This window comes from Ancylobacter polymorphus (assembly GCF_022836935.1).
Lineage (GTDB): Bacteria > Pseudomonadota > Alphaproteobacteria > Rhizobiales > Xanthobacteraceae > Ancylobacter > Ancylobacter polymorphus_A.
This window is the reverse complement of record NZ_CP083239.1, coordinates 89,846-104,966: the sequence shown is the minus strand read 5'-3', so window position 1 is coordinate 104,966 and position 15,121 is coordinate 89,846. Positions and strand designations below refer to the sequence as shown.

11 protein-coding genes and 2 riboswitches are annotated in these 15,121 nt (G+C 69.2%); of the genes, 7 read left to right on the top strand and 4 right to left on the bottom strand.

Features of this window, described 5'->3' with window-relative positions:
- Positions 1-93 precede the first annotated feature (93 nt).
- The 3 genes from K9D25_RS00450 (at position 94) to K9D25_RS00440 (ending at position 3,733) form a co-directional block, all read left to right on the top strand.
- On the top strand, positions 94-1,509 hold the full coding sequence (locus tag K9D25_RS00450) for a glycoside hydrolase family 5 protein (RefSeq protein WP_244378200.1): 1,416 nt from the start codon (positions 94-96) through the stop codon (positions 1,507-1,509).
- A 10-nt stretch (positions 1,510-1,519) separates the two neighbouring features.
- Complete coding sequence (locus K9D25_RS00445) at positions 1,520-3,034, top strand: malonate--CoA ligase (protein WP_244378199.1); 1,515 nt, start codon at positions 1,520-1,522, stop codon at positions 3,032-3,034.
- 63 nt (positions 3,035-3,097) lie between these two features.
- The gene (locus K9D25_RS00440; protein WP_244378197.1) at positions 3,098-3,733 is read left to right on the top strand and encodes a LysE family translocator; all 636 of its coding nucleotides are present in this window, start codon (positions 3,098-3,100) and stop codon (positions 3,731-3,733) included.
- A gap of 13 nt (positions 3,734-3,746) precedes the next feature.
- Here the strand turns inward: K9D25_RS00440 and K9D25_RS00435 are convergent, their stop codons facing one another.
- Positions 3,747-4,019, bottom strand: coding sequence for a metal-sensitive transcriptional regulator (locus tag K9D25_RS00435; RefSeq protein ID WP_244378195.1), 273 nt, complete (start codon positions 4,017-4,019; stop codon positions 3,747-3,749).
- Positions 4,020-4,090: 71 nt separating this feature from the next.
- Here K9D25_RS00435 and K9D25_RS00430 point away from each other — a divergent pair, with 71 nt between their 5' ends.
- The 4 genes from K9D25_RS00430 to K9D25_RS00415 all read left to right on the top strand — a co-directional run bounded on the left by K9D25_RS00430 (position 4,091) and on the right by K9D25_RS00415 (position 10,507).
- On the top strand, positions 4,091-6,559 hold the full coding sequence (locus K9D25_RS00430; RefSeq protein WP_432207902.1) for a heavy metal translocating P-type ATPase: 2,469 nt from the start codon (positions 4,091-4,093) through the stop codon (positions 6,557-6,559).
- 244 nt (positions 6,560-6,803) lie between these two features.
- Positions 6,804-7,247, top strand: a complete 444-nt coding sequence (locus K9D25_RS00425; RefSeq protein ID WP_244378194.1) for an RrF2 family transcriptional regulator — start codon at positions 6,804-6,806, stop codon at positions 7,245-7,247.
- 1 nt (position 7,248) lies between these two features.
- Positions 7,249-8,127 (top strand): NAD(P)/FAD-dependent oxidoreductase, encoded by an 879-nt coding sequence (locus tag K9D25_RS00420; protein WP_244378193.1) that lies wholly within the window; start codon positions 7,249-7,251, stop codon positions 8,125-8,127.
- A gap of 385 nt (positions 8,128-8,512) precedes the next feature.
- Positions 8,513-10,507: a BCCT family transporter gene (locus K9D25_RS00415; RefSeq protein WP_244378192.1), complete on the top strand. Its 1,995-nt coding sequence runs from the start codon at positions 8,513-8,515 to the stop codon at positions 10,505-10,507.
- Positions 10,508-10,712: 205 nt separating this feature from the next.
- Here K9D25_RS00415 and K9D25_RS00410 read toward each other — a convergent pair whose 3' ends face one another.
- From K9D25_RS00410 to K9D25_RS00400, 3 genes are all read right to left on the bottom strand, one after another.
- Positions 10,713-12,008: a D-amino acid dehydrogenase gene (locus K9D25_RS00410; protein ID WP_244378191.1), complete on the bottom strand. Its 1,296-nt coding sequence runs from the start codon at positions 12,006-12,008 to the stop codon at positions 10,713-10,715.
- 74 nt (positions 12,009-12,082) lie between these two features.
- Positions 12,083-12,204: riboswitch (glycine riboswitch) on the bottom strand.
- Between the two features lie 3 nt (positions 12,205-12,207).
- A riboswitch (glycine riboswitch) is annotated at positions 12,208-12,309 on the bottom strand.
- A gap of 215 nt (positions 12,310-12,524) precedes the next feature.
- A complete protein-coding gene (gene nadC / locus K9D25_RS00405) occupies positions 12,525-13,388 on the bottom strand; it encodes a carboxylating nicotinate-nucleotide diphosphorylase (protein ID WP_244378189.1) in 864 nt (287 codons plus the stop codon).
- A gap of 175 nt (positions 13,389-13,563) precedes the next feature.
- The gene (locus K9D25_RS00400; RefSeq protein WP_244378188.1) at positions 13,564-15,102 is read right to left on the bottom strand and encodes an L-aspartate oxidase; all 1,539 of its coding nucleotides are present in this window, start codon (positions 15,100-15,102) and stop codon (positions 13,564-13,566) included.
- Positions 15,103-15,121 lie beyond the last annotated feature (19 nt).

The window sequence follows — 15,121 nt, the reverse complement described above, 5'->3', positions numbered from 1 at the left end:
CGCCGCGCCATTCGGCTGCCGCTGCGCGGGATCGGCCTCATGCTTCCCTGCGGGCCATTGCCGCCGCGCGCGGGCTTTACTAGGTTGCCGTCCATGATCCGCTGCGCTCTTCCCCTCGCCACCGCCCTCCTTCTCGCCGCCGCCCCCGCCCTGGCGCTGACCGACACGCCGGCCGCGCCGGCCGGTTCCGCGACCACCGCCGCGCCGGTGGCGCCTGTGGGCGCGCCCGCGTCTGCCCCCGGCTTCATCCGGGCGGAAGGCACGCGTTTCGTCAATCCGGACGGATCGACGTTCAATATCAAGGGGATGAGCTTCGGCAACTGGCTGCTGCCGGAAGGCTATATGTTCAAGTTCACGGTCCAGCGCTCGCCGCAGGATATCGAGGACGTGATCGAGTACCTCGCCGGCCCGGAGGAGGCCGCGCGGTTCTGGAAGGATTTCCGCGAGGCCTATATCCAGGAAGAGGATGTCGCCTTCCTCGCCGCCTCCGGCTTCTCCACCATCCGCGTGCCGCTGCATTGGAAATTCTTCCTCGACCCCGCCAATCCCGACCAGGTCGACCCGAAGGGCGAGGGCTGGGCGCGGATCGACCGGCTGGTCGGCTGGGCCAAGGCGCATAACATCAAGCTCATCCTCGACATCCACGCCGCCCCCGGCGGGCAGACCGGCGTGAACCATGATGACGGCGTCGGCTACCCGCTCACCTTCTATGTGCCGGAATACAAGCGGCGCACGCTCACCATGTGGCGCGCCATCGCCGAGCGCTACAAGGACGAGACGGCGGTGCTGGGCTATGACCTGCTCAACGAGCCGATCACCCCCTATCACGACACGGATTTCCTCAATTCGCGGCTGGAGCCGTTCTATCGCGAGCTGGTGGAGGCGATCCGCGCGGTCGATCCCAACCACCCGATCATGCTGGCGGGGGCGCAGTGGAGCACGAATTTCGACGTGTTCGGCAAGCCCTTCGCCGACAATCTCGGCTACACCTACCACATGTTCTGGGCCGGCCCGCAGCGCAGCTCGATCCAGAAATATGTCAACTTCGCCAATCGCTGGCAGGTGCCGATCTTCATCGGCGAGACCGGCGAACTGAACGACGACTGGAACCAGAAATTCCGCACGCTCAATGAGCGCTTCGGCCTCGGCTGGAGCTTCTGGACCTACAAGAATCTCGATACGCCCTCCACCGTCGCCTCCATCAACCGCCCCCAGGGCTGGGACGCCATCGCTCTGTTCGGCAGCGTGCCGAAGAGCCAGTGGCCGACGATGGAAAAGCCCTCGCGGGAACAGGTGGCGGCGACGCTGCGGGCCTATATCGAAAACGCGCGCTTCGCCAATACGACGATCCGCGCCTCCTATGTAGCTTCGCTCGGGCTTCACGCCACCTGCCCGCGTCTCGCCTCCGGTGCGGCGCCCGCCGCGCCTCAAACGGCCGCGCCGCCACCCACTGCCACCCTCGCCACGGCGGGAGAGGCTCAACTCGCCGCCGTGACCTCCTGCCCGTGATCCCCTGCTCATGACCAATCATCTGATCGACCACCTGCGCGCGGGTGGCACCGACCCCTCCCGCGTCTTCGCCGAGACGGCGGACGGGGCCATCCTCACCTATGCCGAGCTCGACCGGCGCACAGCCCGCTACGCGAATGCGCTGGTGGCCATGGGCCTGAAGCCCGGCGACCGGGTGGCGCTGCAGGCGGAAAAGAGCCTGGAGGCGGTGTTCGTCTATCTCGCCACGGTGCGGGCCGGCGGCGTGTTCCTGCCGCTCAACACCGCCTATACGCCGCCCGAGGTCGACTATTTCCTCGGCGATGCCGAACCGGCGATCTTCATCTGCGATCCCGCCAGCGAGGCGGTGCTGGCGCCCCTCGCCCGCGCCCGTGGCGTGGCCCAGGTGGTCACACTGGATGCGAACGGACACGGCACGCTGCGCGCGGCGGCCGAGGCCTGCCGCAGCACCTTCGAGGATGTGCCGCGCGGGCCGGACGACCTCGCCGCGCTGCTCTACACCTCAGGCACGACCGGCCGCTCCAAGGGGGCGATGCTCACCCATGAGAACCTCGCCTCAAACGCGCAGGCGCTGGCCGAGGCCTGGCACTTCACGCCGGACGACGTGCTGATCCACGCCTTGCCGATCTTCCACACCCACGGCCTGTTCGTCGCCATCAATGTGACGCTGGCGGCGGGATCGTCGATGATCTTCCTGCCGAAGTTCGACCCGGCGCGCATCCTCGCGCTCATGGGCCGGGCGAGCGTGCTGATGGGCGTGCCGACCTTCTATGTCCGGCTGCTGAAATCCCCCGAGCTGACCCCCGAGGCGGCGGCCGGCATGCGGCTGTTCATCTCCGGCTCGGCGCCGCTGCTGGCGGAGACGCACCGGGAATGGCGCGCCCGCACCGGCCACGCCATTCTCGAACGCTATGGCATGACCGAGACCGGCATGAACACCTCCAACCCCTATGAGGGCGAGCGCATCGCCGGCACGGTGGGCTTCCCGCTGCCCGGCGTGGAACTGCGCGTGGTGGCGTCCGAGAGCGGAGAGGTGCTCGGCACCGGCGAGATCGGCATGATCGAGCTGCGCGGCCCCAACATTTTCAAGGGCTATTGGCGCATGCCGGAGAAGACGGCGGCGGAGTTCCATGATGGCTGGTTCGTCACCGGCGATCTCGGCCTTGTCGGGCCAGATGGCTATGTGCAGATCGTCGGGCGCGGCAAGGACCTCGTCATTTCGGGCGGCTACAATGTCTACCCGAAGGAAGTCGAGACCGAGATCGACGCGCTGCCCGGCGTGATCGAGAGCGCGGTGATCGGCCTGCCCCATCCCGATTTCGGCGAGGGGGTGACCGCCGTGGTGATCGCCCGCCCCGACGCGGCGCTGGATGAGCAGTCAGTGCTGGAGGCGCTGGAAGGGCGGCTCGCGCGCTACAAGCTGCCCAAGCGCGTCATCTTCCTCGACGATCTGCCGCGCAACACCATGGGCAAGGTGCAGAAGAACCTGCTGCGCGAACAGTATAAGGGGCTGTATGGGGGGTAGGGGGCGCGGCGCGCGGATGTGCTAGCGTCGCCTCTCTCGCCAGTGCTGTTTCCGGAAGCTGCCATGCCGCGCACCGATCTTTTTCTCGCTTTCCTTGCCACGGCGGGCCTCTTCGCCTGTATTCCCGGCCCAGCCATGCTCTACACGGCGGCGCAGACGCTGGCGCGCGGCCGGCTCTCCGGCGTGATGGCGGTGCTGGGCCTGCATCTGGGCTGCTACGCTCACGTCATCGCCGCGGCCGGGGGCCTCTCCGTTCTCTTCCATGCCGTGCCGCTGCTCTACATGGCGGTGAAGCTCGTTGGCGCGGCCTATCTGATCTGGCTCGGCATCGGCATGTTCCGAGCGAAGTCCAAGGGCGAGGCCCTCGCGCTCTCGGCGCCCGGGCGAAAATCCTCCCGCCGCGCCTTCGTGGAGAGCGTGGCTGTCGAGGTGCTGAACCCGAAGACGGCGCTGTTCTTCGTGGCGCTGCTGCCGCAGTTCATAGACCCGGCGGCGAGCCTGCCGGTGTGGGCGCAGTTTCTCGTGCTTGGCACCCTGGTGAATGTGATGTTCACCACGGCCTATCTTGTCTGCGTGCTGCTGGCGGGGGCCATGGTCGAGCGGCTGCGCCGTTCGAGCCGGGCGCAACAGATGATGCACCGGGCCGGCGGGGCGGTGCTGGTGGGGCTCGGCACGCACCTCGCGCTTCAGCGGCACTGAGGCGGCGTCCCCCTCACCTGAGCTTGCCGAGCACCTCGATCAACTCGTCCACCTTGGCGCGCTGGGCGTCGGCGTCGCCGGACTGGATGGCGTGGGCGACGCAGTGCGCGACATGGTCGCGCAGCACCTCCTCCTCCACCTTCTTCAGCGCCGCGCGCACCGCCGCCACCTGGGTAACGATGTCGATGCAGTAGCGGTCTTCCTCCAGCATGCGAGAGAGGCCGCGCACTTGTCCCTCGATGCGGCTCAGGCGTTTCAGACAGGCTGTGCGAGTGTCGTTCTGCATTCTTGCCATATACCCATATGGGGTATATATCGCAAGGGTCAGATACCTCATGGGGGTATAAGGAGGGTGCCATGGCGGCGAACCATCACGGGCAGGCGGGCGACGGCGAGCCAGCGGATCACGCACACGCCAAGGGCGGCGGCTGCTGCGGCGGGCATGGCGTGCACGATCACAGCCCTCAGGACCACGCCCGTCATGACCACGTCGGCGCCCCTGCCCATCCGCACGATCACGCACACGCCCCCGCCGCGCACATGGCCAAGGACCCGGTCTGCGGCATGGATGTCGATCCACACACGGCGACGCTGAAGGCGGAGCACAACGGCATCACCTATTATTTCTGCGCGCCGGGCTGCCGCACCAAGTTCATCGCCAATCCGGACAAGTACCTCGGCGACAAGGGGCCTGCTGAGCCGGTGCCGGAGGGCACGGAATATACCTGCCCGATGCACCCGGAGATCGTGCAGGTTGGGCCCGGCAGCTGCCCGATCTGCGGCATGGCGCTGGAACCGATGCTGGTCAGCCTCGACGACGGGCCGAACCATGAACTGATCGACATGACCCGCCGGTTCTGGATCGGCCTCGCGCTCGCCGCCCCGGTCTTCGCGCTGGAAATGGGCGCGCATCTCATCCCGGCGCTGCACCATGCCGTGCCGCCGAACGTCTCCAACTGGGTCCAGCTGGTGCTGGCGACGCCGGTCGTGCTGTGGGCGGGCTGGCCGTTCTTCGTGCGCGGCGCGCAGTCCGTGGTGACGCGGCATTTCAACATGTTCACGCTGATCGCGCTCGGCACCGGCGTCGCTTATCTCTACAGCCTTTTCGCGGTGCTGGTGCCCGGCCTGTTCCCGCCCGCCTTCCGCGGTGCGGATGGCGCGGTGCCGGTCTATTTCGAATCCGCCGCCGTCATCACCGTGCTGGTGCTGCTCGGCCAGGTGCTGGAACTGCGCGCCCGCGAGCAGACCTCCGGCGCCATCAAGGCGCTGCTCGACCTCGCGCCGAAAACAGCTCGCCGGCTGAACGACGATGGCAGCGAAGAGGAAGTGCCGCTCGCGGACATCGTAGTGGGCGACCGGCTGCGGGTACGCCCGGGCGAGAAGGTGCCGGTCGACGGCACCGTGGTCGAAGGCCGTTCGGCGCTCGATGAATCGCTGGTCACGGGGGAATCCCTTCCGGTGAGCAAGGGCGAAGGCGATGCTGTCATCGGCGGCACGCTTAACCGCTCCGGCGGCCTCGTCATCACGGCGGAAAGGATCGGCCGCGACACGCTGCTCGCCCGCATCGTGCAGATGGTGGCGCAGGCGCAGCGTTCGCGAGCGCCGATCCAGCGCCTCGCCGATCAGGTCGCCGGATGGTTCGTGCCGCTGGTGGTCGCCTGCGCGCTCCTCGCCTTCGTCGCCTGGGCGCTGTTCGGTCCAGAGCCGCGCTTCAGCCACGCGCTCATCGCCGCCGTGGCGGTGCTGATCATCGCCTGCCCCTGCGCGCTCGGCCTCGCCACGCCGATGTCGATCATGGTCGGGGTCGGGCGCGGGGCCCAGATGGGCCTGCTCGTCCGCGATGCCGAGGCGCTGGAACGGATGGAGAAGGTCGACACGCTGGTGGTCGACAAGACAGGTACGCTGACCGAGGGCAAACCCTCCGTTACCGCCATCGTGACGCAGGAGGGCTTCGAGGAGGCCGAGGCGCTGCGCCTTGCGGCCGCCGTCGAGCGCCCGTCCGAGCACCCGCTCGCCCATGCCATCGTGGCGGCGGCAGAGGCGCGCGGTCTCGCCATCCCCAAGGTGCGTGGTTTCGACAGCCCCGTGGGCAAAGGCGCCTATGGGCTCATTGAGGGCAAGCGCGTCGTCATCGGCAGCGCGGCGTTCCTCGGTGAACTGGGTATCGACGCCGCCCCGCTCGCCGCGCGCGCGGACAAACTGCGCGGCGAGGGCGCCAGCGTGGTGCTGCTGGGCGTCAACGGCAAGCTTGCGGCGGCGCTCGCCATCGCCGATCCGGTGAAGGCGACGACGCCCGCCGCGCTCGCCGCGCTGGCGAAGGAGGGCATCCGTGTCGTCATGCTCACCGGCGACAACAGGGTGACGGCGCAGGCGGTAGCCCGCCGGCTCGGCCTCACCGAGGTCGAAGCGGAGGTCGCACCGGAGGACAAGGCGGCGGTGGTGGAAAGGCTGAAGGCGCAGGGCCGCGTCGTCGCCATGGCCGGCGACGGGGTGAACGACGCGCCGGCGCTGGCGGCGGCCGATGTCGGCATCGCCATGGGCTCGGGCACCGATGTCGCCATCGAGAGCGCCGGGGTGACGCTGCTGCATGGCGACCTCACCGGCCTCGTCACCGCCCGGCATCTGTCGCAGGCGACGATGCGCAACATCCGGCAGAACCTGTTCTTCGCCTTCCTCTATAATGGCGCCGGCGTGCCCATCGCCGCTGGCGTGCTCTACCCCGTCTTCGGCCTGCTGCTCTCGCCCATGGTGGCGGCCCTGGCGATGGCGCTGTCCTCGGTCAGCGTCATCAGCAACGCACTGCGGCTGCGGTCGGTGAAGCTCTAGCGGCAGAGCCTGCCCGGCGGCGGGGCCTGTCCACCCCGCATCCCCTCATCCCCAGGCTTGACCCGGGGGCCCAGCATTCCCGTTTGGCTCAGGCCTGATGGCGGGGTGACCGGGTCGAGCCCAGCCATGAGGGAAGGGGAAAGAGGCCGCTCTCCCGGCCCCCCCGCGCGTCTTTCCCGATCTGCGCCGGCGCCGCGCGTGAGCGCCCTTGCCGCGTAGTCTAAATCGTAATAAACGAAGTTACATGAAGCGCGACAGCCGTCTCTCCTCCGTCCTCCACGCCCTGCTGCACATGGCGGAGCGGGACGGGCCGATGACCTCCGAGGAACTGGCCACCTGCATGCACACCCATCCCGTGGTGGTCCGCCGCACGATGGGCCTGCTGCGCGAGGCCGGGCTGGTGCGCTCGGCGCGCGGGCCGCAGGGCGGGTGGCGGATCAGTGCCGATCTCGCCGCCGTCACCCTGCGTCAGCTGCATGAGACGCTTGGCGAGCCGGCCATCTTCGCCATCGGCAACCGGCAGGAGATGCCCTTCTGCCTTGTCGAGCAGGCGGTGAACGCCGCCCTTGACGACGCCTTTGCCGAAGCCGAGGCGCTGCTGCTCGCCCGTTTCGGCCAGATCACCCTGGCGGATCTCGCCGCCGATTTCAGCCGCCGCCATGCCGCACGGCGCGAAGGGAAAACCTGATATGCACGATGTCATCGTCATCGGCGGCTCCTATGCCGGCATGGCCGCCACGCTCCAGCTGCTGCGCGCCCGGCGCAGCGTGCGGATCATCGATGCCGGCCAGCGCCGCAACCGCTTCTCCCGCGCCTCGCACGGTCTACTCGGGCAGGATGGGGTCGACCCGGCCGCGCTTGCCCGAACCGCCCGCCGGCAGCTCGAGGCCTATCCGACGCTGGAATGGACGGAGGGCGTGGCCGAGGGCGCGGCCGGCGCGAGGGATGATTTCACTGTCACCACCGCGGCGGGCACGCGTCATCGCGGCCGGCGCCTGTTGTTCGCAGTCGGCGTCAGCGACGAGCTTCCGGCCATTGGGGGGCTGGTCGAGCGCTGGGGGCGCAGCGTGTTCCACTGCCCCTATTGCGACGGCTACGAGCTCGACCGAGGTCGCCTCGGCGTCATCGCCACCTCGCCGCTGTCGGTGCATCAGGCGCTCATGGTGAAGGAATGGGGCACCGTCACGCTGTTTACCAACGGCGCCTTTACCCCCGACTCGGCGACCCGGGCCGAACTCGCCGCCCACGCCATCGCGCTGGAGGAGGCGCATGTGGCGCGGCTCGACGGCCACGCAGAGGTGGTTCTCGCCGATGGCCGCCGGCTCGCCTTCGCCGGTCTGTTCACCGCCCCGCGCAACCGGCCGGCCTCGGCTGTGGCGGAGGTGCTTGGCTGCGCGCTGGAAGAGACGCCGTTCGGCACGCAAATCCGCACCGGGGAAACCAAGGAAACCAGCATTGCGGGCGCCTTCGCCTGCGGCGATGCCGCGCGCGCACCGCACTCGCTCACCCTCGCCATCGCCGATGGCGCCTGGGCGGGGATGCAACTGCACCGCTCGCTGGTGTTCTGAGCCGCCGCCCGGCCCGTCGCTCCCCCCGACAAGCCGAACCCGTTCCGTTCCCCGGACCAGCGGCACGCAGCGTCGCGCCGATCCGGGAACGGGACGGGTGGCGCGCGTCCCGAGGCGTTGCCGTGGGGGTTTGCGCGTGTCCCGGCGCGCCTTACGCTGGCACTGCAGGCGTCCGGGACACGGGCGCGCAGAGGGGCGGCATCGAGCGGTTCGGTTGGCGCAAAATCCAGCATCGGCCCGGGTCCGTAGGTCGCCTCTGCCCGACTTTTCCCCATGCGCGCCGGGCCCGGTGTGTGCGCGGGCTCATCATTTGCTTAAATGGGAGGCTCATTGGGGTCGCCTTGATGCCGCAAGGTTAGAGGCTGGGGCGGGGAAGGGGCTTAAGATGTTCAGACCTTTCATCATCAATCCACCCGTCTTTTTCGGGTCCGTCCTTATAATTGCTCTGTTTCTTGCTGTCGGCGTGATTGCTCCGGAAGAAGCCAGCGCGATCTTCGGCGGTTTGCAGAGCCGGATATTGGCGGGGTTCGGTTGGCTTTATCTGCTGGCGGTCGGCATCTTCCTTGCTGCGGTTCTGCTGTTCTGCCTCGGTGATTTCGGACGGCTCAAGCTGGGCCCGGACGATTCGACGCCGGATTTCCGGTTCTCGTCCTGGATCGCGATGCTGTTCGCGGCGGGCATGGGTATCGGCCTCATGTTCTATGCCGTCGGCGAACCCATGACCCACTTCATGCAGCCCCCCACCGCCGAGCCGCGCTCGATCGCGGCGATGCGCGAGGCCATGTCGGTGACGTTCTTCCATTGGGGGATCCACGCCTGGGCGATCTACGCCGTGGTCGGCCTTTCGCTGGCGTATTTCGGTTATCGCTACAACCTGCCGCTGACCATCCGCTCCGGCCTCTACCCCCTGCTCAAGGAGCGCATCAACGGGCCGATCGGCCATGCGGTCGACATCTTTGCGATTGTCGGCACGATGTTCGGCATCGCCACCTCGCTCGGCCTCGGGGTGAGCCAGATCAATGCCGGGCTCAGCTATCTCACCGGACTACCCGTCGGTCCCGAGGTGCAGTTGCCGCTGATCGCAGTCATCACCGGCCTCGCGACCGTGTCCGTCGTCACCGGCCTCGACAAGGGCGTGCGGATCCTCTCCGAGCTCAACCTCGTTGTCGCCATCCTGCTCATGCTGTTCGTGCTGGTGATGGGGCCGACCGAGCTTCTGTTCCGCGACTTCGTGCAGAATATCGGGCTTTATCTCGATACGCTCGTGCTTCGCACCTTCAACATCTACGCTTATGAACCGACGCCCTGGATCGACGGCTGGACGCTGTTCTACTGGGCCTGGTGGATTTCCTGGTCGCCCTTCGTCGGCATGTTCATCGCCCGCATCTCGCGTGGCCGCACGGTGCGCGAGTTCGTGGTCGCGGTGCTCTTCATTCCGGCCGGTTTCACCTTCTTCTGGATGACCGTCTTCGGCAACACCGCTATCTTCATTGATACAGGCGTGGCCGCTGGCGAGCTCGGTCGGGCTGTGGCGGCGGATGTCTCGGTCGGGCTGTTCCAGTTCTTTGAATACCTTCCGCTGCCGGTTGTCACGTCGACGCTGGCCATCGTCCTGATCGCCGTGTTCTTCGTCACCTCGTCGGATTCCGGCTCGCTTGTCGTCGATTCCATCGCGGCCGGCGGCGAGACGCAGACGACGACGGGCCAGCGCGTGTTCTGGTGCGCGCTGGAGGGGGCGGTCGCCGCGGGGCTCCTGCTGGCGGGCGGGCTGGGTGCGCTGCAATCGGCCACCATCGCCAGCGCGCTGCCCTTCACCTTCGTCATGCTGGCGCTGGTATGGGCGCTGTTCGCAGGCATGCGGGCCGATATCGCCCAGCAGCGGGCGCATGCCGGCCAGACCTTCTCCGTGCCGAGCGCCCCGGCGGCCGGCGTCACCTGGCAGCGCCGGCTCGCGCTGATTCTCCATGCGCCGACGCAGGCCGAGATCGAGCGGTTCATCGCGGCCCAGGTGCGCCCTGCGCTGGAGCAGGTGGCGCAGGAGCTGACGCGCCGCGGACGGGTCGCCGAGGTGCATGACGAGGAAAAGGGCGCCGTCGCGCTACGCTCCCCGGCCGAGAACGTGCGCGATTTCGTCTATGGGGTCAGTGCGGTGGCCCACCGCCTGCCGACGGTCCTCACGGCGGGAGCCGGCAAGCCGGAATACCGCTACGAGGCGCGGACATACTTCTCCAGCGGCGGGCGCGGCTATGATGTGATGGGCATGGCGCCCGACCAGATCATCACCGATGTGCTGGTGCAGTTCGAACGTTATCTTAACATTGTCCACTCGCCGGAAACCCAGCTTGTGCAGGCCGCCCCGGGTCATCAGGGGGAGGGCTAGGGTCGGGGTAGGATCGCGCCGGCCGGCCCGGCTGGTTGGCATTCACCCATTTAAAAAAGCCCGCCCCCGGCGTTCGTCCGGGGGCGGGGCGGGAGCCGGAAGGGTCGGCTCTCTCAAGACCCGGAGCGGAAACGCGGACCGGGGCGGGGGTTCGGAAAGCGGGTGGTGCGGGCACCCCGCCGCGCGCGCGGCGGGGCCGGCCGGCTTATTCCGCCGCCATGCGCAGCATCGGGGCGGGCGCTTCCACCGGCAGGGCGTCCGCCACCTTGGCGGCGATGATCTCGGCGGTGGCGCAGGAGAGCGTCCAGCCCAGATGCCCATGGCCGGTATTGTAGAACACGCCCGGCTTCTTGCCGGCGGCAACGCGCGGCATCATGTCCGGCATCATCGGCCGCAGCCCGGCCCACGGCACCACGCGGGCGGTGTTCACGCCGGGGAACAGCTTGCGGGTCCAGTCGACCAGCGGGCGGATGCGGTCGGCGCGGATGTCGCGGTTCTCACCGTTGAACTCCGCCGTGCCGGCGACGCGGAAGCGATCCTTGCCGAGGCGCGAGGTGACGATCTTGGTCTTGTCGTCCAAGAGGCTCACCCACGGGGCCGCCATCTGGCTCGCCTCATCGTCGAGCATGACGGTGATGGAATAGCCCTTCACGGGGTAGATGTTCACCCGGTCGCCGAGCCCGGCGGCGATGGCGCGCGAGCCGATGCCGGCGCAGATCACCGCGCCGTCGAAGGCGAGCGTCTCGCGGCGCGGCAGCGCGTCCTCGGCGTCGGGGGCGATGGAGAAGGTCACCTCCACCCCGGTGCCGTCCTTGCCCGTTCCGGTGTGGACGACGCGCTCGACGCTGGCCTCATTGATGAACTGCACGCCATGGCGCCGGCACACTTCCGCCAGCCCATAGGTGAATTTGTGGATGTCGCCGGTGGAATCGGACGGGGTGAAGAAGCCGCCATAGTATTTGCCGTGCAGCGTCGGCTCGATGGCGCGGATTTCTTCCGGCGTCACCTCGCGCCGCTCCAGACCGCCACGGGCGTAAAGGGCGGACACCTTGCGGGCGTTATCCTGGGCTTCCTTGTCGCGGTAGATGTGCAGGATGCCGCGGGTCTCGTGGTTGAAGTCGATCCCCTCGCGCCTGGCGATCTCGAACATGTGGTTGCGGGCCTGGATGGCGAGACGGGTGGTCTCGACCGTGTTGGCCTCGTAGTTCGGGATGTTGGCGAGGAACTCGGCCATCCAGGAATATTTGTGCCAGGAGGGCTTGGGGTTCATCAGCAGCGGGGCGTCCGGCGTGAACATCCACTTGATGCCCTTGAGCACGGTGGCCCAGGAGTTCCACACCTCGGCATTGGAGGCGGAAAGCTGCCCGCCATTGGCGAAGGAGGTCTCCATCGCGGAATAGCGCTGGCGGTCGATGACGGTGACGTCATAGCCCTTCTGGTGGAGGGCATAGGCGGTGGTCACGCCGGTGATACCGGCGCCGATAACGGCAATGTGGCGCATGGGTGGCTCCCGCGCTTGAGGACGACATGGCCCGAACGCGCGGTGCCCCGCTTGGCGTTCGGCCGGCTGTCCCCATCTGTCGCGGTACCTGAGAGCTCGCCCCGGGACCGACGGCGACGCCGTCACACCATCCCGGGCTTCCCCTTCGGTGGGCGTCCTACCCCGGAAATTCCCGGCGCGACGCCTCTCTCCAGATCGTCCTGATCATGCGGTCCTTGGTGCCTGAGAGTTTCCTGGGGGGTTGCTCCGTCGGCGCCGACACTTATCCGGGAGGACGGTCGATCTCTCCCGCATGACCATTAGCAGACGCCTATATGCATCGCACAACGGCATGCCTTCTTCAAGTGCAGTCGTAGCGCCTCGCGCCGAGTTGAGCCTGCGACCTTGGGAGGGGAGGGGCCTCCTCGTTCCCTCATGGCCGGGCTTGACCCGGCCACCCCGCCTTCCCGCCGGCCACGCGGAGAGACTGGATCCCCAGGTCGAGCCCGGGGATGAGGGGGTGCGGGGGGAGACCCCTCACACCCCCGCCGCGTCGAGCCCGAGATCGAGAATCGGCGCGGAATGGGTGATCCAGCCGACCGAAATCAGGTCCACCCCCGTCGCCGCGATCGGGCCCACCGTCTCGCGCGAGACGCGGCCGGAGGCTTCGGTGAGCGCGCGCCCCGCCACCAGCGCCACGGCATCGGCGAGCATGGCCGGGGTCATGTTGTCGAGCAGCACCGCGTCGACGCCTTCCGCCATCGCGGCGTCGAGCTGGGCCAGCGTGTCGACCTCCACCTCGATCTTTACCATGTGCCCGGCATGCGCCTTGGCGGCGCGGATGGCCGGCACCACGCCGCCCGCCACGGCGATGTGGTTGTCCTTGATCAGCACCGCGTCGTCGAGGCCGAAGCGGTGATTGGAGCCGCCCCCCGCGCGCACCGCGTGCTTTTCCAGAGCGCGCAGGCCCGGCGTGGTCTTGCGGGTGCAGACGATATGCGCCTTGCCGTGCTGGCGGGCGATGGCCACCAGCCCCGCGGTCGCGGTGGCGATGCCGGACATGCGGCAGGCGATGTTCAGCGCCGCCCGCTCGGCAGTGAGGATGGAACGGGCGGAGCCTTCCAGCCGCAGCACCACGTCGCCCGGGGCCACCTCGGCGCCGTCGCCGCGCTCGACCGTGACCTTTAGCGCGGGGTCGATCAGTTCGAAGGCGATCACCGCCGCGTCGATGCCGGCGATTACCCCATGCTGGCGCGAGCCGATCACCGCGTCGAAGCGGGCGCCGGCAGGAATGCACGCCTCCGTCGTCACATCGCCGGCGCGTCCGAGATCTTCCAGCAGCGCGGCGCGCATGATCGGCTCGACCATCAGGCGGGGGAGGGGGGAGAGGGCAGATGGCATCGCTCGGCTCGCTTCACATTCAAGGCCCTCATGGCCGGGCCTGACCCGGTCACCCAGTCTTCTGGATCCCCGGGTCTAGCCTGGGGATGAGGGGTGGTTCAGGGGCATCCCGTCGCGGGCGCCGGCTTGGAAGACCGGGAAAAGTCCGGGCATGGTGTAGATGTCAGGGCGGGGCTCACGCCACCTGCCGCGTCTCGGCTGCGTCCGATGACGGCACGGCCAGCCGCGTCTCGGAATGCCGGGCCAGCGCCGCCGGAGCGGGGTGATCGGCGCGGAAATGCCCGCCTCGGCTTTCGCACCGCCGCAGCGCGGCTTCGGTGATCGCCAGCGCTACCAGGGAGAGGTCGCAGCCGTCGCGGGCGGAAAGCACGCGGAGCCGGGCGGCGGCGGAAGCCAGCCCCTCGGCGTCGCGCACCACGCCGACCTGCCGGTCCATCAGCGCGCGGATTTCCGCGCGTGCCGGGGAGCCCGGGCGCGGCGCGGCGGGGGCGCGCGGCGTGCCGGGCGCGGCCTCTTCGCCGGCAATATCCTGCGCGATCCACCGCGCAAAGGCCAAGGCTTCCAGCAGCGAATTGCTGGCGAGCCGGTTGGCGCCGTGCAGCCCGGTGGAGGCGACCTCGCCGCAGGCCCACAGGCCGGGCACGCTGGCGCGGCCGGCCGCGTCCACCCGGATGCCGCCCATATGGTAATGCGCCGCCGGCCGCACCGGGATCGGCGTCACCGCCGGGTCGAGCCCATGGGCGCGGCACAGCGCGGCGACGCCGGGAAAGCGGCGCTCGATGTCCTTCAACCGCGCGTCCAGCACCACGGTCTCCCCGGCGGTGAGCTGGGCGAAGATGGCGCGCGCCACCACGTCGCGCGCGGCGAGTTCCTGCCCCGGCACCTCGGCCATGAAGCGCTCGCCGCGGCTGCTGAACAGCCGGGCGCCTTCCCCGCGCAGGGCTTCGGTGGCGAGCGGCATGGGCGCAGGGCCACCGGAGGCGGCCCGTTCGGAGTCTCCGCCGACCGCCATGGCGGTGGGGTGGAACTGCACGAACTCCATATCGCGCAGCACGGCGCCGACCCGCGCCGCCAAAGCGAGGCCGGAGCCGACCGCGCCGAGCGGGTTGGTGGTGGCGGCATAGAGCCCGCCGAGCCCGCCGGTCGCCAGCACCACGGCGCGGGCGGCGAGCGTGAGCGTGCGCCCGTCGCGGTCGCGCGCGGCAATGCCGGCGATGCGGCCCTGCGCATCGGGGAGCAGCTCGCTCGCGCGCCAGCCTTCCATCACATGAATGGAGGGGCAGGCGCGCACGGCGCGGGTCAGCGTTTCCAGCACCACGCGGCCGGTGCCGTCGCCCTCGGCATGGACGATGCGCCGGCGGGAATGCGCGGCCTCCAGCCCGAGGGCGAGGCCGCCCTCGGCGTCGCGGTCGAAGGGCGTGCCGAGCCCGACCAGCCAGTCGATCGCCTCCGGTGCCGCCGCTGCCACGCGGCGCGCCACCTCCGGCTCGGACAGGCCGGCACCGGCGGCCAGCGTGTCGATGGCATGCAGATCCAGCCGGTCGTCGGGGCCCAGCGCGGCGGCGATGCCGCCCTGCGCCCAGCCGGTGGCGGCCTCCGCCCCCAGCGGCGCGGCGACGACCAGCGTCACCGGGAGCGGGGCCAGCCGCAGCGCGGTGGCAAGACCGGCCACCCCGCCGCCGACCACGACGATGTTCTCACGCGAATGGCTCACGGTGTGGCCTTTCCGGGCT

Excerpts from the sequence above, each read along its gene's own strand:
- nadC (WP_244378189.1), bottom strand. The coding sequence starts at position 13,388 with ATGCCATCTGCCCTCTCCCCCCTCCCCCGCCTGATGGTCGAGCCGATC.
- K9D25_RS00440 (WP_244378197.1), top strand. The coding sequence starts at position 3,098 with ATGCCGCGCACCGATCTTTTTCTCGCTTTCCTTGCCACGGCGGGCCTC.
- K9D25_RS00410 (WP_244378191.1), bottom strand. The coding sequence starts at position 12,008 with ATGCGCCACATTGCCGTTATCGGCGCCGGTATCACCGGCGTGACCACC.
- K9D25_RS00445 (WP_244378199.1), top strand. The coding sequence starts at position 1,520 with ATGACCAATCATCTGATCGACCACCTGCGCGCGGGTGGCACCGACCCC.
- K9D25_RS00430 (WP_432207902.1), top strand. The coding sequence starts at position 4,091 with ATGGCGGCGAACCATCACGGGCAGGCGGGCGACGGCGAGCCAGCGGAT.
- K9D25_RS00425 (WP_244378194.1), top strand. The coding sequence starts at position 6,804 with ATGAAGCGCGACAGCCGTCTCTCCTCCGTCCTCCACGCCCTGCTGCAC.
- K9D25_RS00415 (WP_244378192.1), top strand. The coding sequence starts at position 8,513 with ATGTTCAGACCTTTCATCATCAATCCACCCGTCTTTTTCGGGTCCGTC.
- K9D25_RS00435 (WP_244378195.1), bottom strand. The coding sequence starts at position 4,019 with ATGCAGAACGACACTCGCACAGCCTGTCTGAAACGCCTGAGCCGCATC.
- K9D25_RS00420 (WP_244378193.1), top strand. The coding sequence starts at position 7,249 with ATGCACGATGTCATCGTCATCGGCGGCTCCTATGCCGGCATGGCCGCC.
- K9D25_RS00450 (WP_244378200.1), top strand. The coding sequence starts at position 94 with ATGATCCGCTGCGCTCTTCCCCTCGCCACCGCCCTCCTTCTCGCCGCC.